The sequence below is a fragment of the Chryseobacterium lathyri genome, from assembly GCF_003290185.1.
In the GTDB taxonomy this organism is placed as follows: domain Bacteria; phylum Bacteroidota; class Bacteroidia; order Flavobacteriales; family Weeksellaceae; genus Chryseobacterium; species Chryseobacterium lathyri.
The window spans coordinates 51,908-72,153 of the sequence record NZ_QNFY01000012.1 but is presented as its reverse complement, the minus strand read 5'-3'; the positions used below and the strand labels follow the sequence as shown (position 1 = coordinate 72,153).

Below are 20,246 nucleotides of genomic sequence, written 5' to 3'. Positions count from 1 at the left end.
CATCAGGGCATGGATTTCACCTCAGCAAGGTACTTCCTGATATCATGTTCATGTTTTTGTGGGTATTCAAAATCAAGCTTCTGCGCCAAAGCCGTTCCCAGCTCATGTACAAGATCCGCAGCAGCGTATAGGGCATGCCAGTTATCATTAATATTGCTGCCTGAAAATGTAGCTTCTACCCGAGTCCAGAGTTCCGCAGAAAGATATTTTCTGAAAAGGCGGCCGTGTTTATTGGTCGTTATATTTTTCCAGTCGTGAAAGCTGGCAATATACCACTCGATGAGAGGAACCAGATAATCTGTCCTGATCACATCTTCGGACATGAATTTAGCATAAAACAGATCTCCGCGTTTAAGACATTTTGCCACATAGGTTGTATCCCACCAGAAATCATTCATTAATTGCTGAAATCTTTGTTCTGTAGGCTTCTGGATCATAACAGATTGATAGGTTGGAGACTTCAGGTTTTTAGTAAGGCTGTCTTTATCAACCAGAACTTTATAGCCTACATCCCAATCTTCCGGAAGTTGCTCTTTCTGTACCTCTTTTAAAAACTCTGATCTCTGATAAAGTTTAAAATCAACCTTCACATGATCGGCGTACAATACCATTTTCATGGCATGTTTTCCGTCAAAATAAGTCTCATTTTCCTCAACCATGGAAATAGGCTCACCAAAAAGATAAATCCATTTTTTATCAGCCTCGTATTCCTTCATGTTTTCAAAAACCAGCTCTACATCAAGATCACTTAAATCATCTACAGGTGCATAAGGGTTGACCAGTGAACTGGTTAGCAGTACAACATGGATATCAGGATTGTTTTCTGCCCAAATAATGATCTGTTCCAGTTTTTCTTGGCGTGCTGTCATGTTTTCTGTTAATACGATTCTGATATTTTCACACGGTAAACGTCCAGAGAATTTCTTTTAATAGACTCCACAAAAAAGCCTCCTTCTTCCGGAATAACTTCTTTGAGGTCGAAACTTTTACAGTCTCTCGGCAAACCGGAAAACACTAAAGTAAACCAGAAATCCCGCATAAACGGAACAGCTGTCCAGTTGGGATAGATCGTAATATTCTCAGCATGGATCAGCTTACTTTTATGGTCAGACTGGTTATCAAGAAGATAAGTGGAGTTCCAGATCCTGATCAGATTGCCCAAAAACGGTGATGCAGGAAAACAGCAATGTACAATAACCTGCTTCTCCTCTTCTATTTTGGTTTGAAGAGATTCCAGGAGTTCTTTGGCAATAACGGGCTTTACAATTACTTCTTCCACCTTTATAACAATGTCAATTGTCAATGGTGAATAGTCAATTTTTAGAATTTAGAATTTAGAATTCACAATTGACTATTCATCATTGACTTTTTTAATATTCTAATTCCAGTTTTTCTTTGGTATAATTTCTTACTTTCTCTGTAAGCTCAGGATTTTGGGCTAATTTTTGTCCATACGAAGGAACCATTTCCAATAACTTCTCTTTCCATTCTCCGTTTAATTTTTCAGGGAAACATTTCTCGAGAACATTCAGCATGGCATATACTGCTGTGGAGGCTCCCGGAGAAGCACCAAGCAATGAAGCGATGGTTCCGCTTTTATTTACAACGACTTCGGTTCCGAATTCCAGCTTTCCGCCTTCTTTTTCGTCTTTTTTAATGATCTGTACTCTCTGCCCGGCTACTTTCAGTTCCCAATCTTCTTCTTTGGCATCTTTGATGAATTCTCTCAGGTGCTGCATTCTCTGGGATTTCGTCATCGCCACCTGCTGAATAAGATATTTAGTCAGAGGAAGATTATGCCACCAGGCACCAAATAGTGATCTTAAATTTTTTGTATTAACACTTTCAGGCAAATCCAGATAACTTCCTTCTTTCAGGAATTTTGTAGAAAATCCGGCAAAAGGCCCGAAAAGAAGTGCTTTTTTACCATCAATAATTCTAAGGTCTAAGTGAGGAACAGACATTGGCGGAGCATCTACTGTCGCCTGGGTGTATACTTTTGCATGATGCTTTTCTACCAATTCCTGATTATGACTCACGAGCCATTGGCCGGAAACAGGGAAACCTCCATATCCTTCGCTTTCTTTGATATCCGAGCTGCCCAGCAGCGGAAGCGCATACCCTCCGGCACCAATGAATACAAAATCAGCAACTACTTCCTGTTTATGATTGTGGATTCTGTCTTTCACCTTCATTTCCCACTTCCCGTCTTCTCTTGGATCAACGTCTTTTACTTCGTGGTACAGGAATACCTCAACATTAGAATCTTCCAGCAAATGCCTTCCCATTTTTCTGGTTAATGTTCCGAAGTTAACGTCTGTACCCATATCCATTTTGGTCGCTGCCATTACTTCAGACTGATTTCTTTTGCTCATTACCAAAGGAATCCACTTTTTAAGCTGTTCATGATCTGTAGAATATTCCATCCCGGAAAACAATACAGATCCCGCCATTTTTTCATGACGTTTTCTAAGATATTCAGCATCTTTTTCACCAAATACCAGGCTCATGTGAGGGCAGGAATTGATAAATTCTTTAGGATCTTTAACGTATCCCTGGGTAACAAGGTAAGACCAAAACTGTTTTGACATTTCAAACTGCTCGGCGATACTTTCTGCCTTAGAGATATCAATACTTCCATCCGGCTTTTCAGGAGTATAATTTAGTTCACAAAATGCGGAATGCCCTGTTCCTGCGTTGTTCCACGCTGCTGTACTTTCTTTTGCAAACCTTCCGAGCCTTTCAAATATGGCAATCTCAAGATTTGGATCAAATTCATGAAGCAGCGTTGCTAAAGTGGCGCTCATAATTCCGCCGCCTATCAGTACAACGTCATATTTTGGTTTCGGTGTTCTGCTTGTAAGCGAGTGTGGCATAATTCTAAATTTTACTCAAATTTCGGGAAAAGTTTTATAAATAAGGATGGCTTTAACGATTTTAACACGTTAATTTTTTGCACTTAAACAGTTTTCTAACAGGCAAAAAAATTCTATGGAAACTGTCAATATTGCACTATCGAAATAAGTAATCGGATTATCTCTTTATTATTTATTATAACTTTTATATTTTAGCTTATAATTTGCAAATATCAATTCATGAACGCTTTTTGAGATATTTGTTTTAATATTTAATACCATGTTTGAAAAGAAAGTGTACGTTCAACGACGTTCTGTGTTAAAATCGAAATTAAATTCCGGGATATTGCTCTTTTTAGGTAATGAGGACAGCCCGATGAACTTTAAAGATAATATATATCACTTCAGACAGGACAGTACCTTTCTGTATTATTTTGGAATTAATGAACCTTCACTGGCAGCCATTATCGACCTGGATGAAGATGAAACCATTCTTTTCGGAAATGAAATGAGTATTGATGATATTGTGTGGATGGGCAGGCAAAAAACGTTAGCAGAAAAAAGTGCAGATTCCGGCTTATCAAATATTCTTCCGCTGGATCAGCTCGGCATTTACCTCAAAAAATACCAAGGGGAAAACCGTACCGTTCATTTTTTACCTCCTTACCGTCCGGAAAATAAAATTAAACTCGCAAATTGGTTTGATATTCCTATTGATCAGTTAAAAGAACGTTCGTCACTAAGTTTCATAAAAGCTATTGTTGCACAGCGTTCAATAAAATCGGCTGAAGAAATTACAGAGCTGGATCGTGCAGCATCGATATCAGCTGACATTCATCTAATGGTAATGCAACAGGCAAAACCAGGAATGTATGAGCGTGAACTTGCCGCAAAAATACAAAGCGAAGCATTGGCTTCAGGAGGTAATCTGGCTTATCCTGTCATTCTAACGGTTCAGGGTGAAATCCTGCATAATCACTATTACGGCAATCAACTTAAGGAGGGTCAATTAGTCTTAAACGATTCCGGAGTGGAAACCGCTTTAGGATATGCCGGAGATCTTACCCGTACTTTCCCTGTAGGCAAAACATTCAGTGCAGAGCAAAAGGATGTTTATGATATCGTACTCAGTGCCTATCATCATGCAAAAGGTCTTTTGGCACCTGGTGTCAGGTATCTGGATGTTCATTTGGCTTCGTGCAAAATACTGGCACAGGGCTTAAAAGACATCGGCCTGATGAAGGGTAATATAGAAGATGCTGTACAGACTGGTGCCCACGCTATGTTTTTTCAGTGCGGTACAGGTCATATGATGGGTCTGGATGTTCATGATATGGAAGATTTAGGTGAGCAATACGTAGGATATACTGATGACCTCGTTAAAAACACTACCCAGTTTGGCCTTAAATCTTTAAGGTTGGGTAAAGCACTGGAAGCAGGTTATGTGTTAACCGTTGAACCGGGTATTTACATTATCCCGGAACTTATCGACCGTTGGAAAGCATCTAAGCAATTTGCTGAATACATCAATTATGATAAACTGGAAACATTCAGAAACTTTAGCGGCATCAGGGTGGAAGATGATTTTCTGATTACGGAAAGCGGAAGCAGAATGTTGGGTAAACATTTGGCCTTAACTACTGAAGAAATCGAATCGATCAGACGCGAGGCTTATTAAAAAACAGAATATTTTTGAACCATTAAGATAAGCTTCGCTTTAAGTAGTATTCTTAATGTTTCAAATGTATCGTGTTTGGTTACCCATTTATAGTTATTAAGTTCAGTCTCATTTCCGGCAGCTTGATTTCTAATCTTTATTTCGAAGTCTGACCACAAAAATAAAAACCTTCATTCAATTAAAGCGTAAATGAAGGTTTTTTTTATTTTAAATTGGTGGTTAAACCGGATTTAATTCAGTTTTGCCGTTAATTTTTTAAACTGTTTTTCTGCATTTTTACCTTCATAAAGGATGGCGTAAACCGTATCAATGATTGGCAGTTTCAGATGTTTCTGCTTAGCTGTTTTATAGATGGAATCTGCTGCATAATACCCTTCTGCCACCATGTTCATAGACTGAATTGCTGATTTCACAGTATATCCTTTTCCGATAAGGTTTCCTAAACTCCGGTTTCTTGAGAACAAAGAGTATGCTGTTACCAGCAGGTCACCCAGATAAGCGCTTTCGTTAACATCTCTTGGGGCTTCATATACGGCTTCCAGGAAGATTTCCATTTCACGGATCGCATTGGAAACGAAAACAGCAGTGAAGTTATCTCCATAACCCAATCCGCTTGCTATACCCGCACCAATCGCAAAAATATTTTTAAGGATGGCACTATATTCATTTCCTAAGATATCTTTACTTGAATGTACTTTGATAAAATCTGAACTGAAAATTCCTTCCAGCTTGTCAGCCGTTTCATCCTCCACGGCAGCAACGGTAAGGTAAGAAAGTCTTTCCATAGCAACTTCTTCTGCGTGGCATGGTCCTGCAATAACAGCCTGGTTTCTGAAACCTATTTTAAATTCATCTCTTAAATAGTGGGCTACCACATCATTTACTTTAGGAATAATTCCTTTAATAGCGGAAACAAAGATCTTATCACCATATTCGCAGGTCATTTTATCCATTGTGTCCGACAGGTAAATGGAAGGTGTTGCCAATACGATCACGTCGCAGGCACTCACCAACTCGTTGATATCTGTTGTAAGTTTCAGACTTTTAAGATTAAAATTAACTGCTGTAAGATAGGAAGGGTTGTGCCCGCGGAGTTCAATAGCTCCTTTTACAAATTCACTTCTTACGCACCAGTGTACTGTTTTACAGTTTTCAACAAGCATTTTTACGATAGCGGTTGCAAAACTTCCGCTTCCTACTACTCCTACAGAAATGTCTTTCTTATTCTTTTTTGGATGAGAAGATTCTGAAATTATTTTCTTTTTAGCCATAATTGGAATGTGAACTGCAAATATATTAAAACATAGACGGAACGCAGACTTTGAGGCTATGATAAAAACCACTTTCTGAAAAAATTAACACTTGAACACAATTAAATATCTAATCAGACGTTAAATACAGAAAAAACTAAGTTTTATTTAAAAATATGCCTCAAATAGTATTTTTAATTAAATTTGCACGCTTAAAACCGTTTTGTAATATACTAAGAGAAGAAAAATGAAGAAATTTCTAAACAGCAAGAAGAACGTAAACATTCTCCTCGGAGGACTTTTGCTAGTAGTTTTTGCCCAGGCCATCTTTATCGCCAGGTTATTTTCTGAAAAGGATGACAAGATGTATGAAGTGAACCTTGTCAAAATAAACACTGAAAAAGACAGTGTAGATTATTTAAAAATGAAAACAGATCTCACTTTGGTAGATCAGACTGTAGCTGAACTTAATTCATTCCTGAGGTCCAAAGACATCGCCAACGAAAAAGTGATGATCCTGAGTAAAGACAGTATCTCGAATTCTGTATATCTCGCAAAGCAGGCCAACCGCTACAGCCAATATCTGATGAATCTTCAAAAAAAGCTGATGGAAGTTCCCCTAGGAATGCCTACCGATGGATATATCTCCTCTAATTTCGGCATCAGAAAAAATCCAATTCCTTTTAAAACCGTATTTGCTTCTGTAAAACCTAGTGCCGCAGAATCCAAACCTATGGCTGCTGCCGCACCAAAACCGGAAGTAAAAGCTGAACCCGTTGAGAAAATCATTGAATTAACAGACAGCTACGGAAATAAAAGGGAAGTAAAAGTGATGGTTACCCCAAAAGCTGCTCCGGTTGCGACCACACCACCTCCAGCTGCTGCATCAACAAAAGCTGTTGCCGGCAATACCTCAACGAAAGCCCCAATGGAAAAGAACAATCCACCTGCTGAAGCCGATCAGATGCAGTTTCACAAAGGACTGGACATTGCGGTTGCTTACGGCTCGGATGTGAGAGCTGCTGCTGCAGGAACAGTCATTTTCTCCGGCCAGAAAGGCGGTTATGGCAACTGTGTTATTGTTTCTCACGGAAATGGGCTGGCTACACTTTACGGTCACTTATCCCAGCTGGTTTCAAAAGTAAACGATAAGGTAAAAGTAGGACAGATTATTGCCAAATCCGGGAATTCCGGGCGTTCTACGGGACCCCATCTTCATTATGAAGTACATAAAAACAATACTCCGGTGAATCCGAAACTGTTTATGAACTTATAAAAAAATGGCTGTCTGTCTGACGGCCATTTTTTTGATATTATTCAAGGACTAAAATCTGTGGGAGATTGATTCACACAAAAACTGCCATCATGTGACGGCAGCTTTTTATTAAGTCTATTATTTCAGAATTTTAAGGGTTCCTTTCAGGTGAGTGAACGATCCGTTAGGTTCTGCAATATTGGTATAAATTATATTCTTATTATAATCCTGAACATGGGTAACATTAGAGCCTAATTTAGGTTCGTGCCAGTATACCATAAATACATTCTTTGCTACTTCTACAGCAGTGTACTGTACGGTATCTGTATTGCCGTTCCCAATTCCTGAAACTCCAGTAAAGGACATTTCTTTGTTATCTTTAAAATCCAGAATGAATTTAAGTGTTCCGAAATCAACTTCCACTTTGTTTCCTATCGCCGGATAAGGAGACTTCAGATCCCAATTCATTTCGCCAAAGAAAACTTTTGCTCCCATTCCCAGCTCATCTTTTCCATGAAGATCAGGATATTTTTTAACCATAAAATCTACAACAGCAGAAGACGTTTTGTTTTCAGTGACTGCTTTTTTATAGGTTTCCAGATAGTTTTTAACGAAATCCAGAGATTGTGGAGACAAAGACTGTTTTGCAAAATGAGAAGGAACTACCTGTTCAGGTTTTAATGCTTTCATCGCATCAATTTGTCCGATCCACTGATCAATGGCTTTGATATTCTGGGTGTCTGCCATCCAGATATGGGAATCTACGGAAACAGAAATACCGCCAGCCACTGTTTTTAAAGATGGGATCCACACAAAACTGTGAGCCGGATCTTCGGCAATCTGTTTTATTTCGATCTTATTTCCTTCCAGGTCCGGAATTGCATTGGCAGCTTCCGGAATAATAATTTCTGAGGGAGCATCTTCTTTTAGCTGTGGTTTCCATACGGCCATTTTTTCATCTTTGGATGCGGATATAAGGTAGGCAGTCTGTGCTGTTGAAATGATCTTTGCATTGGGAAATGCTTTTTTAATGACATCTAAACCAAAATAAAAATCGGGATCACTGTGGGAAATAAAAACTGTTTTCAGATTTTTTCCTGTTGCCTTGATTTCTTTCACCAATTGTTCTGCATACTGCTTCTGAAACTGGGCATCAATAAGCACAGCGTCTTTGTCTCCATAAATAATGGTGGATGTAATAGGAAAAATAGCCTTGGGGCCGGGATTATAAACTTTAATCTTTAAATTCCCTGCAAACACGATGGTTACAAATCCCAGCAGTGCCAGCAGTGATAATAATTTCTTTTTTAACATTGTATATTTTTTAATGAATTAATAAGCTGCTGTGAAACGCTCGCGGATATGGTTATTTTGTTCCAGTTCGTCTACCAAAACTGCAGCTACATCTTCTACAGAAAGACGGCTTCTTCCGTTTTCATCAAAAACAGGAGTTTCTAAAGAGGTTCTGTACTTTCCTGTTCTCTCTCCTACATTCACCTGATTCATTTCAATGGCAGGGCTGAAAAAAGTCCAATCCAGTGTACTGTTTTCTTTGATTTTGTTTAAATAATCTCTTGCTGCTGTTGCTCCCGGTTTGTAAGCTTCAGGGAAATCCGGAGTATCTACGATCTGTACGTTGTCCGGAGTGTAAAGGCTCCCCGCTCCCCCAACTACAATAAGTCTTTTTACGCCTGACTGCTCTACTGCTTTTTCAATATTAATGGAACCGTTCAGGAAATCGTTATAAAGATTTGGATTGGTCCAACCTGCATTGAATGCACTGATCACGGCATCACTTCCTTTTAAAGCTTCTGCAAGTTCTTCTGTATTGTTTACGTCAACACTTTTTGCGGTTACATTTTCCTTTGATTCTACTTTAGAGGCATCTCTTACCAAAGCTTCTACAGCATATCCTCTTTCTGCTAATTCATTAACTACTTTTTTTCCTACAAAACCGGTCGCACCGATTACTGATACTTTTTTCATAATATTTTATTTTAAAAATTAAATTGTAATAAAACTTGTTACATTTTAGGTTAAAAAATTTTATTCGAACTGCTCCGAAAATTCTTTCAGGGACTTATCGCCTAAAAACTGGGTAACCAACTGATCCGTTTCTTCAAATAAGCTATTTAAATGGATATTGATCTCTTTACCAACACTGCATGCAGGATTGGGATTCTGATTTTTCTTGCCTAAAACCTCTGTATTTTTTACAGCTCTGTAAATCTCTGAAATACTGGTCTGTTCTGCATTTTTGGCAAGTTGGCTTCCCCCGTCTTTTCCCTGTCTGCTGACAATCAGGCCTGCCTCTCTCAATACGCTGATCTCTTTTCTTACAATCGCCGGATTGATATTGATGCTGCCTGCAATCCATTCAGAAGTGAGCCACTCCTGAGGGCTTTTTGCCAATAAGGTCATAATATGTATTGCCGTAGCAAATCTTGTATTGTTCATTATAATTACAGGACAAAGGTAAACAAATTTTTAAATGTAACAAATTTTATTACAGTTAAATTTTTCTTAAAGGATTAATTTATCCAAATCCAGCAGCAAATAATTGATGTTCTGATTAATGGTTCTTGTTGCAGACTGCATCTGATTGAGCATGGCAGCACGGTTATGAAGATCATCTGCCCTGTAAAAGCCTCCATCACTGAAAATCACAGACTGATCCGCTTCCGCTTTATTGTCATCAAACTGATAATGAAGCCATCTTTCCTTCATATTACCAATTATAGAATGTGCTTCTTTATTGGAAAATTTCTTCTCTGTATACATATACCAGATGAATGGCGGAAAATTCGGGGATTCCAGTTTTTCTCTCCAAATGTCTCTCAACAGGTTTCTCTGATGGATAAATTCTACTTTTTTGCCTTTCGGATTAAGGGTTGCAAGCCCGAAACCTGCTCCCAGAACCCCTCCACTGATGTCAACGGCATTGCTCCAGCCTCCATCACTGATGATTCCTCCGGCCACAGAGGCAGCCGCTCCTGTTACAATAGAAAGCAGAATCAGCTTATTATTTTTGGAATCGTTAAGATTATCCACATAATTTCCTATTTGCGCCACTCTTTCTCCTTCACAGTCAAATTCCGCAGCAACGGCATCCAGTTCTGTAAGGGCAATAGTGATTTTGCTGTTGATCTTGGTTTTAAGCTGCAGTACTTTAACCTGGGAAGCAATGGATGAGTCTTTTTTAAGATCAATAATTTGATGAACCTCATCCAGATTATCCAAGGCATTCAGAATAAGGATACTCTGATCGGAAAACAGGCCCTGTAGCTCTTTATTGGCAGCCAGAATAGAATCCGAATTATAGGATGGGATTCTGTTGCTGTAATTGTATTTGAAAGGTGCTTTACAGTAACTGTCCTTCAGCGTAAGGATATTTTGCTTAATCACCTGATTCTTTTTGGAGACACAGGAAGCTAACAGACTGAATACTGCCAAAAAGTAAAAGAGTTTTTTCATTCAGTTTATATTTTTTGCTTTGGGTAATATTGTTGGGTAACCGTAAAGGCACAAGAGATTAATGGTTTACTTTTTTTTAAGGCGCAAAGATTTTATTTCCGATAGAATTTAAAACTGTATATTCTGTATACCATTTTCCGGGGTTCCCTGAAACCTTAAAAAATTACAACCATCTTTATTTTTTAATAATTGATTAACACGAATATAATACAAATAAAAAAAATTACCTGAAATCAGGTAATTTTTTAAGCTATTTTTAAGCAGGATTATTTTATATCCAACAGTTCCACTTCGAAAACCAGTGTAGAATTCGGTCCTATTTCTTTGCTGATCTGCTGATCCCCATATGCTAAATGCGGAGGAAGGATCAGTCTCCATTTACTTCCAACAGGCATTAACTGAAGAGCTTCTGTCCATCCTTTAATTACCTTATTTAAAGGGAAAGATGCAGGAGTTCCTCTTTTTACGGAGCTGTCGAAAACCTTACCGGAAATAGTCGTTCCGTGGTAATGGCACTTTACTGTGGATTTAGGCCCTGGTTTCGGACCATTTCCTTCGGTAATGATCTCATATTGCAAGCCGCTCGGCAACTGTACAACACTTTCTCTCTTACCATATTCTTCCATATATTCTTTACCGTCATTAAGATTCTTTTCGGCAAGTTCTTTTTTCTTTTTAAATAACATATCTGCTACTCCCATTATTGATATTTTTTACAAAGATAGGGGTTTTGGGGAGAATGGAAGAGGGAAGCTGGAGGATGGAAGTTTTGGAGGTAGATGGGCAGGGATAATAGTTAAGATGTTGCTGGCTTAGAATATAATGAAGAAAAAATTTACATCACTGCTAGTTAATGGGTAAATAAAGAGTTCTTCCATCTTCAAGCTTCCATCTCCCCTCCTTTCTCAAATCACAGAATAACAACAACTTCCGTCTCTAATTCATCCATCTTCTCTCCCAATCGCTCTATCTTCCGGAAAATTCAAACACTTTTAACACTGGGTTAACACAGATTCGGAAACTTGGCGTTATAATTGGATTTAAAAACTAAATGCCACAACCACTAAAATATAATAAGAAGTTTGATGAGCTAAATGAAGAGGAAAAACAACTTCTCGAAATCAATAAAAAGTCGATTGCCGACTTTGTTGAACAGTCCTCTTTTATAAGCGATGTCAACTATGCTACCAGAAACGCTCATGCAAAAACGTATGCAGCAGCTGATGGCACATTCATTATTGATAAAAATATTCCTGAAGAACTTTTTCAGTTTTTTGACGGTGAAAGATTTGACCTGACCATAAGGATTTCGAATGCTAATCTGAAGATAAATACGACTGAAAAAGATATTCCCGCCTATGGATTCGCAGTAAAAGTAAAGGATGAAAACGGTGATCTGATCGCCAATTTTCCACTTGTTAATTTTCCTTTATTTCCTACCAATTCGGTTTCTCATTTTCTGAAACTGTTTACTGCGGTCAACCGGTTGTATATGAAAAAATGGAGAGGTATGTTCTCGCTGGCCGCTCAGGCTGTTAAGATGATTCCTTATTTTTTTACGCTGTCTTTTTTCAAAAACATTATAAAACTTCTGGGCAAAAGGAATGATTTTATTCTCTCTTTTGATTATCATTCTGTGGGCGCCTACCGTCTCGGTGAAAATATGATTAAGATAAAGCTGGTTCCAAAGTCCGTCAATAAAAAATTTGGCAGGAAACTCAAGATGAAAGATGCCTTGAAAAGCTATTTTCAGGATAACAATTATACAGCAGAGGTCTTTATACAGTTTTGCTATGACCTGAAAAGCCAACCAATCAACCGGCTGAATGTCGAATGGAAAAATTCTCCTTACATTAAGATTGGGGAAGTGATCATCAACCAGGGAGCACTGCTTGATCCCCGAGACTGTACCAATGAGCTGCTTTCATTCAACCCATTTGAAAGTAAACCTTTTTTTCAGCCTGTGGGAAAGATACAGAAACTGCGTGATGAGGCGTATAAGGTTTCTTTGCAGACGAGAAGGAAAATTAATAAGCTGCTGAATAAGCATCAATAAATCAGGCCTTTATTTTTAGCTGGATTTGATATTTTCAATAAAAGACTGCTCAGGTGAGCAGTCTTTATACCATTATTTAAATTTCCGGTCTTCTTCCCGGATGCTTACATCATTAATACTTGCATATCTTTTCTGCATAAGGCCATTCCCATCAAATTCCCAGTTTTCATTTCCGTATGCTCTGAACCATTTTCCATCTTGGGTTTGGTATTCATATTCGAAACGGACAGCAATACGGTTGTCTGTATGGGCCCAATATTCTTTTTTAAGCTTATAGTTAAGTTCTTTTTGCCATTTTTTCTGTAGAAAAACAACGATTTCCTCTCTTCCGTTAATGAAAGTATCCCTGTTTCTCCATTCACTGTCAACTGTATAAGCTTTGGATACTTTCTCAGGGTCCTGACTGTTCCAGGCATCTTCTGCCATCTGTATTTTTTCTATTGCCGTTTCAAGGGTGAAGGGCGGAAGCGGGTGTTTCTGTTCCATATTTTTAAGGAATTAAAGTGTTGATTATTTTTTTTGAACTTTCTATGAATTCATTGGATTTAAAAAGCTGGCTTTCTATGAGACTGCTTTCAAACAATAAATAAATATGATCTGAGAGAATATCATCCTTCAAAAGTTTTGTGAAATAATGTCTAAGGTCTGTTTTATGATGCTGGATGACGCTTAAAATTTCAGCATTATTCATAGGTATTTCTGACAGAATATTCAGGAAACTACATCCCTGAAAGTTTTCTTTCTGATTCATATGGATCAGAAAATCGAAAGATCTCAGGACTTTTGATTTCGTGGTCTCTTCCTGTGCGCAAAAATGATTCAATTCATTGAACCAATATTGATGTCGTACATTGAGATATTCTACACACAGGTCATCCTTAGATTTAAAGTACTGGTAGAAACTTGCTTTTGCTACTTTTGCTTCGGAAATAATCTGGTTGATGCCTGTGGAATTATACCCCTGCTTACCAAATAAACCAGAAGCTGTCTGAACAATTCTATCTCTTGGTGATGCCATCTGTTTTAATTTATAGGACAAATGTACAATAAAATTCAATACATACAGACAAGTCTGTCTATTTTTAACACTATTATTTTAATTCTAAAAAACTTGTGACTTTTCATAAAAAAAGCCCTTGAAAATTTAATATCAAGGGCTTCTATTTTTAATGAAAATTCTTAAAATTTATTGATCTTCCAGCTTCTCTTTTTCCTCATCTTCCTTTTCAGGGAACATAATGGATAAAAGAACAGAAAGCAATAATACTCCTCCTACGATTCCCAATGAAACCGGAGATGAAATATGAATCCATGGTGCAATCAGCATTTTTACCCCGATAAATGAAAGGATAATAGCCAGTCCGTAAGAAAGCTTGCTGAACATGTGGATAAAATTTGCCAACAGGAAATATAATGATCTTAATCCTAAGATCGCAAAAATATTGGATGTATACAGGATGAACGGGTCATTGGAAATGGCAAAGATTGCTGGAATAGAATCTACCGCGAAAAGAACATCGGTAAATTCAATAACTCCCACCACTACTAAAAGCGGTGTTGCCATCTTGATTCCGTTTTGGATAGTGAAGAATTTATCACCATCATAGTTATCGGAAACTTTCCAGAAACTTTTGATCAGTCTTGCACCGGCCGTATTGCTGTAATCTTCATCATCTTCACCATCTCCTTCACCCCAGGATTTGATTCCGGCATATACAAGGAAGAGACCGAAAAGGGTCATCACCACATTAATTTTCACCGCTTCTCCGAAAATATTCATTTCAGGAAGATACGTCAGGTTAATAAGTCCTACTCCTGCGAAGATAAATATTGCTCTGAATATCAGTGCTCCAATAATTCCCCAGAAGAGAACTTTGTGGTGAAGGTATTTCGGAACTTTAAAGAACCCGAAAACAAGGATGAATACGAATAAGTTATCCACAGAGAGAGCCTTTTCAATCCAGTAGGCGGCCTGATACTGCGTAAATTTTTCTACGGCCACGGCATGGCTTTCAGGAGATCCGTCTGTATTGAAAACCCAATACACTACTCCGGAAAATATCATGGATAATGAAATCCATACGATAGACCAGATGGTGGCTTCTTTGGACGATACTTCATGGCTTTTTTTGTTGAATACTCCTAAATCCAGGAGCAGCATGATAACGACTGTTATCGCAAATCCCCACACCAAGCCCGGGTGCAATTCTAAAATACTTTGATGTTCCACTTCAGTTTATGTTATTATATGATAAAAGCAATAGATGTACGGCATGCACAAATATTGCTAATTTTTAATTATTTTAATTCAATATGTAAGTTTTGGCTCAAGCCGTAAAACTATTCATTTTTTTTGAATGAGACAAAGCCTATTCTTACTGATTATCTATCGATTATAAATAATTGGCCTGAACAGTCTGAATCGTCTGCTCCAGCTTTCTGTCTGAGGTAGGGTCTCCGATCGCGTTGAACTTCCATTCACCGTTTCTTTTATAGAAAACACCCATGACCATGGCAACATGTCCTTTGAACGAAGCATCGTTGGCAATATCATATTTAGCGAAAACCTCTCTTACGTTGGTAGGAGTTCCTTCATAGATACGGATAGAAGCGAAAGGAATTGTTCCAAAATCCTGCCCCTGATAGCTGTTCAGTACCAGTGCAACATGTTCCACGTTCGGCTCCAGCTGGCTGAAGTCCACTGTGATCACTTCATTATCCAGTCCATCGTCCCCGTTTACGTCTCCGGTAAGGTCGTCCCCGCTATGTCGTACAGAACCGTTTCTAGATTTCAGGTTTCCGAAATAGATTACTTCTGTAAGCGTTTTGTTTGAATCAAATAAGATACAGCTTCCGTCTAAGTCTACTGCTTCTTTTTTAGTTCCGAAAAGTCCTTTTTTCTCAATTGCTCCCCAGTTGATTCCCACACAGGCTTGGGTAAGCTCGGCACCGTTTTCCTTTTTCAGGTTTATTCTTTGACCTTTTTGTAAGTTAATAGCCATTTTTTTATGGTTTAGTATTGTTATTTTATTGTTGGGCGAAATGATAGCTTTCTTTCGCTTTAATTATTATTCAAATTTAGATTAAGCATGGCACGCAGGATATTCGTTTCTTCGTCGAAATCAAATATTTTGCTCATAATATCTATATTTTCCAGGTTTTTGAGATAGTCTTTCAGTACATTTTCCACTTCTGCAGGAAGCATTCGCTTTCTTTCATTGATGGAATTTTCCAACAGCTCGTTTTTATTTTTCAGCTGGTTGATGATCGTTGTCTGGTTCGACTGGTTCTCGGAAATATCTAGTTTTTCCAGATCACCGTCAAACAGGTAAAGTTTTTTTTCATCAATACCAAAAATAAAATAATCATCCGACTGAAATATTCTGAAGAGCTCATATTCATAAGTCCCGATCAGATAACCGCAAACAAAGCGCACCTTGAAATTCTGGATATTCAGTCTTCCCAAAAGTTTCCTTTCTATTGCATAATCTTTATACTGATAGGCCGGAAAAGGCTGGGACTTCAGCTGTTCTTCATCTGCATTAGTCCTGTAGAACTCTTGTCCGTATTTTTTATGGAAATACAGAACCTTGTTCCAATCTGCCGTAAAGATATTTTCGGTAAGATCTTTATAGAGCATTTTCAGATGTTGGGAAAATACGCCGCTGTACATTTTCCGTTCGGTCTGAAAGCTGTCTCCACGCCTTTCTTCAAAACCTTCAATATATTTATTATTGACATCAATTTCGTTAATCACAGCCAGCATATCATTTTCCTTCTGCCTTTTGATCTTAGTGAGAAGTTCTATGAGGCTGTCGGTATACTGCAGGTGAAACAGTTCCAGCTTCTTGTAGTCCAAAGCCTTATTTTCCTGAAATAAATTGTGTATAATATCTGTTTTGATGTAAATAGATATGATATCAATATGTTCAAAAAAATTAGCAAGAAGTTTAAGCTTTGTTAATCTTCTTTTACTCTGAGACATTATGGTTGCTGCATCATCCCCCACCTTGGTATTCTGTTATTAACCTCTGACGTTTGCTTTTAATTCATGTTCCAGTGTCTGAAGATCCTGATCCAGTTTTCTTCTTCCTTCAGCACCTTGCTTTTGGATTTGTTTCACCTCATTCAATGTATTGATCAACATGGAAGTCGTTTCTCTCAATGTTTCTACCGATACGATGGTCTGCTCGTTCGCTCTCGCTACATTCACTGAATTCTGACCCAGACGTTCTGCATTTTTCTTCAGAATCGCTTCCGTAGTGGAAGATACCTTTTGCTGGATCTCGATATTCTGCTGCTGTCTGTACATGGCCACGGCCAGTGAAAGCTGGTTTTTCCAAACCGGAAGTGTTGTAGTAAGAATCGTCTGTGCTTTTTCAGCAATAGAAACGTTGTTATTCTGTACCAGTCTGATCTGCGGAAGTGACTGCATCATAATGATACGCACTACTTTAAGGTCAGCCATTCTTCTGTCTAATCTTGCGATGAAATCTCTCTTATCAGCAATCTGATAATCCTGGTAGCTTTGCGGGTCAGCTTCCATTTGGGCCAATTCCCCTGCGGCTCTTTCCATTCTTACATTTCCCGCGATCACAAGGTCTTCAATTTGCTTGATGGAATTCACATTGCTCTCAAAAATCGTCTGTAAAACAGCGTTGTCTTTGGTAGACGTTATAATTCCTGCGTTTACTTTATGAGCAATCTGTTCGATATTGTTGATGATCTTATCATATTTCGCGAACAGATTTTCTACCTGCGAAACAATTTTTTTCATGAACGGGATCTTGCTGAGGAAACTTTTCACTTTATTCTGTTGAAGTTCATCAACATCTACGTAGTTCAATTCTACCAACAGATCATTGATAAGCACTCCCACTTCTCCTGAGTTGGATCTTCTTACATTTCCTAAAAAGCTGTCACTCTGGTTGGATAAGGTTTTCTGAAGCTCTGCTCCGTAATTCACGATGGAGCTTGGATTGGTCTCATCGATGGAATTGGCAAGAACCTCATACTTTTGGCGTTCTTCTACCTGCAGCTGATTCAGATTTACATTTCCTTCTTTATCCACAAGAACCGCAGGTGCCGTATTTTGTACAGGCTGGCTCGGCGGAGCCATTGGGGTGGGTTCGAATGTTTTAAGAGGTTCAATTGATCCCATTGGATCTATGGGTTGATTGTCCTGGTTGTCCATAATTACTTTTGATAAATTGATACGAATTTGTCAAGGCCGTCTCTCTGACCAGCTCCAACAGCTTCAAATTTCCATTCTCCGTTTCTGTTGTAAATTCTTCCGAATTCCACTGCAGTTTCAATAGAGAAATCCTCGTCTAATTCATATTTCAGGATTTCTTCGTTGGTATCAGTATTGAAAATTCTGATGAAAGAATTTCTTACCTGTCCGAAGTTTTGTTTTCTTGCATCAGCATCGTGGATCGTCACCACTACCGTAATTTCCTGAATTGCTGAATCTATTTTTGTAAGATCTATCTTGATCTGTTCATCATCTCCTGAACCCTCTCCTGTAAGGTTATCTCCTGTATGGATCACAGATTTGTCCGGAGATTCTAAATTATTATAGAAAATAAAGTGATTGTCTGAAACCAGCTTTTTGTCCTCGCCAAGCAAAAATAAAGAAGCATCAAGGTCAAATGCTGTTCCTGTAGAAGTATTATTGATATCCCATCCTAAACCTACAGTGAATTTAGGTGCGTTAATGTTTTCTCTCTGTCCTTTTTGTAAGTTAATAGCCATAATATAGTTCCGTTTGTGTTAAAGTATTAATGTTATTTTCGTATTCTTTTATTAAATGATAATTATTGCTGATGGCCAGCTCAAGCAGCAGGTCCGTCTGCTCTTTTTTTACTTTAGACGTAAGATAGTCAAAATTACTTGAATCCAGGCCTAAAATATATTTTACGATCCTTGTGTTAAATTCAAAACTTGCCTTTCCCATTACTTCTGCGACGTGTTTTACATTTTTCACGGCGTAATAATTGAAATGGTTTTCGATTTTCGGATCAATATCAAAGTTCATCAGTTCCGCATAATAGAGAAACATAAAATCTGCTTCCACATTATACTCATTCAAAATCCTGTTCACTGTATATTCGTGGCTTCCTGTGATTTTTATATCGTCTATAAAAATACAAAGTTTTCCACGTAAAAAGTCCTTATCAATATAATAAGTATCATTCGCAATCAGATTTTTACGGTCTTCAAAATTAAGGTTCCCATAATCCGTAATATAGGTATGGTTACGGTTGATTTTGGAGATAATACTGGATCTCATTCCTTTCTGAAACAGGTACAGATCCAGATGCTTCTTAAAGAAAAAACATAAAAAATTAGAAGCCGTAGGAATGGCCATATACGGACTTGGCAGAACCACAATCTCTTTTTCTGTGTTTAAAAGGTCTGCATGTTCTGCAATAAATCCGTTGAATAATTCTTTAGCAAACTTTTCAGCATACGACTTATCGCCATACTTGAAATAGCTGTATTCCTCGGGTGAGAAACTGAACTCATCCGCCGAATGAATGTGGTGTAAGCTGTATCTTTTATTCATAGTAATTTAGTGTTTAAGTAAATGGGCACTGAAGCCAAAATCTTTTGCGCCCTTATAATCTGCCACGGGATTGTCTCCAATGTGCAGGATACGGTGCATCGGAAGATCTCGGTCTTTAAGATTATTTTTCACTTCCTGGAAAATAAGAGGATTCGGTTTGGAAATATTGATCTCATCGGAATAAATATGGAAGTCTATATACTGATCCAGCTCTTCCTGAATCAGAAACTTTCTCATTGTTCTCCCTTTGATAAATCCTGTATTGCTCAGAATATTAACCGTCTTTCCTTCATTCTTGATCTGATCAAAAAATTCTTTTATGTTTTCGAAAATGATAACAGGCTTATATTCTAAAAACAGGTCTTCACTTTTCAGATAAAAGCCGTTCAGTATTTCTTTATCCAATTGTTTTACATCTACATCCAGCGAACCCAGAATCAGTAAATACATTTCAAAAGTATCAATATTTCCACCTGTAACTTCATTAATTGTATTGCAGAGATCATCATAATATTTTACAGTCTTCGCAACTTCCTCTACAGGTTTGTTAATATCAAAAAACGAGGTGAACAGCTCAACTCTTTTTGTTTTAAATTCAGGGTGAGATTTGATTAAGGTGAGCCACAGGTCAAAAGAAAAATGACAGTGGTTGTGAATGTCGATATCCGTTTTCAATAGTTTTAAGTTAAAAGTTTTATTTAGCTTTCTTGAAAAAGATTTAAAATTGTTTAATCATCAACAAGTGTTTCTTTGGGTATTCTTCCCAAAGATAAAATTTTTCTTAGAAAAGCATGATGTACTTCTCTGTTTTAAGAAATTTTTATGAATTTCACCTGTTTTTCTATTGATTTCAGTTGGGCTTAACAATTTGTTTAAATTCGAAAAAAACCAGCATGAAACTGTCGCACTATTCTTTAGCACTGGATTTCATTGCCAATACATTAGTAACCTAAAAAATGAGGGCTGTAAAATGATTTTACAGTCCTTGTTTGGTTATTGCAGGGTGAAATATGAATGGTCAATTGTGAATTTTTGCGTACTATTTAACCACAAAAGTCACAAAAGATTTTAATTCTAAACACTTTAGATCACTTTAGTTTCAAAAGTTTT

Annotated in this window: 21 protein-coding genes; 3 read left to right on the top strand and 18 right to left on the bottom strand. The window is 37.8% G+C overall.

Features of this window, described 5'->3' with window-relative positions; genetic code table 11:
* Nucleotides 1–2: 2 nt before the first annotated feature.
* The 3 genes from DRF61_RS16865 to mqo form a co-directional block, all read right to left on the bottom strand.
* Entirely contained in the window at nucleotides 3–869 is an 867-nt protein-coding gene (locus DRF61_RS16865) for an AadS family aminoglycoside 6-adenylyltransferase (protein ID WP_111959130.1), read from the bottom strand.
* Nucleotides 870–877: 8 nt separating this feature from the next.
* The gene (locus DRF61_RS16860) at nucleotides 878–1,303 is read right to left on the bottom strand and encodes a hypothetical protein (RefSeq protein ID WP_223558398.1); all 426 of its coding nucleotides are present in this window, start codon (nucleotides 1,301–1,303) and stop codon (nucleotides 878–880) included.
* 67 nt (nucleotides 1,304–1,370) lie between these two features.
* A complete protein-coding gene (gene mqo, locus DRF61_RS16855; RefSeq protein WP_111959126.1) occupies nucleotides 1,371–2,876 on the bottom strand; it encodes a malate dehydrogenase (quinone) in 1,506 nt (501 codons plus the stop codon).
* Nucleotides 2,877–3,135: 259 nt separating this feature from the next.
* On the opposite strand from mqo, the gene DRF61_RS16850 reads away from it, so the two are divergent.
* Nucleotides 3,136–4,533, top strand: a complete 1,398-nt coding sequence (locus DRF61_RS16850) for an aminopeptidase P family protein (protein ID WP_111959124.1) — start codon at nucleotides 3,136–3,138, stop codon at nucleotides 4,531–4,533.
* Between the two features lie 230 nt (nucleotides 4,534–4,763).
* Here the strand turns inward: DRF61_RS16850 and DRF61_RS16845 are convergent, their stop codons facing one another.
* Complete coding sequence (locus DRF61_RS16845) at nucleotides 4,764–5,804, bottom strand: NAD(P)H-dependent glycerol-3-phosphate dehydrogenase (RefSeq protein WP_111959122.1); 1,041 nt, start codon at nucleotides 5,802–5,804, stop codon at nucleotides 4,764–4,766.
* Nucleotides 5,805–6,030: 226 nt separating this feature from the next.
* Here DRF61_RS16845 and DRF61_RS16840 point away from each other — a divergent pair, with 226 nt between their 5' ends.
* Nucleotides 6,031–7,059, top strand: coding sequence for a M23 family metallopeptidase (locus DRF61_RS16840; protein ID WP_111959120.1), 1,029 nt, complete (start codon nucleotides 6,031–6,033; stop codon nucleotides 7,057–7,059).
* A 117-nt stretch (nucleotides 7,060–7,176) separates the two neighbouring features.
* Here DRF61_RS16840 and DRF61_RS16835 read toward each other — a convergent pair whose 3' ends face one another.
* From DRF61_RS16835 to DRF61_RS16815, 5 genes are all read right to left on the bottom strand, one after another.
* On the bottom strand, nucleotides 7,177–8,352 hold the full coding sequence (locus DRF61_RS16835; protein ID WP_111959118.1) for an MBL fold metallo-hydrolase: 1,176 nt from the start codon (nucleotides 8,350–8,352) through the stop codon (nucleotides 7,177–7,179).
* 18 nt (nucleotides 8,353–8,370) lie between these two features.
* Complete coding sequence (locus DRF61_RS16830) at nucleotides 8,371–9,024, bottom strand: NAD(P)-dependent oxidoreductase (protein ID WP_111959117.1); 654 nt, start codon at nucleotides 9,022–9,024, stop codon at nucleotides 8,371–8,373.
* A 60-nt stretch (nucleotides 9,025–9,084) separates the two neighbouring features.
* Nucleotides 9,085–9,495: an Rrf2 family transcriptional regulator gene (locus DRF61_RS16825; RefSeq protein WP_111959116.1), complete on the bottom strand. Its 411-nt coding sequence runs from the start codon at nucleotides 9,493–9,495 to the stop codon at nucleotides 9,085–9,087.
* A gap of 66 nt (nucleotides 9,496–9,561) precedes the next feature.
* On the bottom strand, nucleotides 9,562–10,512 hold the full coding sequence (locus DRF61_RS16820) for a hypothetical protein (protein WP_111959115.1): 951 nt from the start codon (nucleotides 10,510–10,512) through the stop codon (nucleotides 9,562–9,564).
* A gap of 266 nt (nucleotides 10,513–10,778) precedes the next feature.
* Nucleotides 10,779–11,213: an FKBP-type peptidyl-prolyl cis-trans isomerase gene (locus DRF61_RS16815; protein WP_111959114.1), complete on the bottom strand. Its 435-nt coding sequence runs from the start codon at nucleotides 11,211–11,213 to the stop codon at nucleotides 10,779–10,781.
* Between the two features lie 350 nt (nucleotides 11,214–11,563).
* On the opposite strand from DRF61_RS16815, the gene DRF61_RS16810 reads away from it, so the two are divergent.
* Complete coding sequence (locus DRF61_RS16810; RefSeq protein ID WP_111959113.1) at nucleotides 11,564–12,568, top strand: catalase family protein; 1,005 nt, start codon at nucleotides 11,564–11,566, stop codon at nucleotides 12,566–12,568.
* A gap of 72 nt (nucleotides 12,569–12,640) precedes the next feature.
* Here DRF61_RS16810 and DRF61_RS16805 read toward each other — a convergent pair whose 3' ends face one another.
* The 9 genes from DRF61_RS16805 to DRF61_RS16765 all read right to left on the bottom strand — a co-directional run bounded on the left by DRF61_RS16805 (nucleotide 12,641) and on the right by DRF61_RS16765 (nucleotide 19,811).
* On the bottom strand, nucleotides 12,641–13,054 hold the full coding sequence (locus tag DRF61_RS16805) for a nuclear transport factor 2 family protein (protein WP_111959112.1): 414 nt from the start codon (nucleotides 13,052–13,054) through the stop codon (nucleotides 12,641–12,643).
* 4 nt (nucleotides 13,055–13,058) lie between these two features.
* Nucleotides 13,059–13,586, bottom strand: coding sequence for a TetR/AcrR family transcriptional regulator (locus DRF61_RS16800; RefSeq protein WP_111959111.1), 528 nt, complete (start codon nucleotides 13,584–13,586; stop codon nucleotides 13,059–13,061).
* Nucleotides 13,587–13,754: 168 nt separating this feature from the next.
* The gene (locus DRF61_RS16795; RefSeq protein ID WP_111959110.1) at nucleotides 13,755–14,798 is read right to left on the bottom strand and encodes a TerC/Alx family metal homeostasis membrane protein; all 1,044 of its coding nucleotides are present in this window, start codon (nucleotides 14,796–14,798) and stop codon (nucleotides 13,755–13,757) included.
* 163 nt (nucleotides 14,799–14,961) lie between these two features.
* Nucleotides 14,962–15,570, bottom strand: a complete 609-nt coding sequence (locus tag DRF61_RS16790; protein ID WP_111959109.1) for a TerD family protein — start codon at nucleotides 15,568–15,570, stop codon at nucleotides 14,962–14,964.
* 59 nt (nucleotides 15,571–15,629) lie between these two features.
* Nucleotides 15,630–16,553 (bottom strand): hypothetical protein, encoded by a 924-nt coding sequence (locus DRF61_RS16785; RefSeq protein WP_146897188.1) that lies wholly within the window; start codon nucleotides 16,551–16,553, stop codon nucleotides 15,630–15,632.
* Nucleotides 16,554–16,592: 39 nt separating this feature from the next.
* Nucleotides 16,593–17,762: a toxic anion resistance protein gene (locus DRF61_RS16780; protein ID WP_174772335.1), complete on the bottom strand. Its 1,170-nt coding sequence runs from the start codon at nucleotides 17,760–17,762 to the stop codon at nucleotides 16,593–16,595.
* Between the two features lie 2 nt (nucleotides 17,763–17,764).
* On the bottom strand, nucleotides 17,765–18,322 hold the full coding sequence (locus DRF61_RS16775) for a TerD family protein (RefSeq protein WP_111959107.1): 558 nt from the start codon (nucleotides 18,320–18,322) through the stop codon (nucleotides 17,765–17,767).
* Nucleotides 18,312–19,136, bottom strand: a complete 825-nt coding sequence (locus DRF61_RS16770; protein WP_111959106.1) for a phosphoribosyltransferase family protein — start codon at nucleotides 19,134–19,136, stop codon at nucleotides 18,312–18,314. Before DRF61_RS16770 ends, DRF61_RS16775 begins: the two co-directional genes overlap by 11 nt.
* A gap of 6 nt (nucleotides 19,137–19,142) precedes the next feature.
* Nucleotides 19,143–19,811, bottom strand: coding sequence for an HAD family hydrolase (locus DRF61_RS16765; RefSeq protein WP_111959105.1), 669 nt, complete (start codon nucleotides 19,809–19,811; stop codon nucleotides 19,143–19,145).
* Nucleotides 19,812–20,246: the final 435 nt, after the last annotated feature.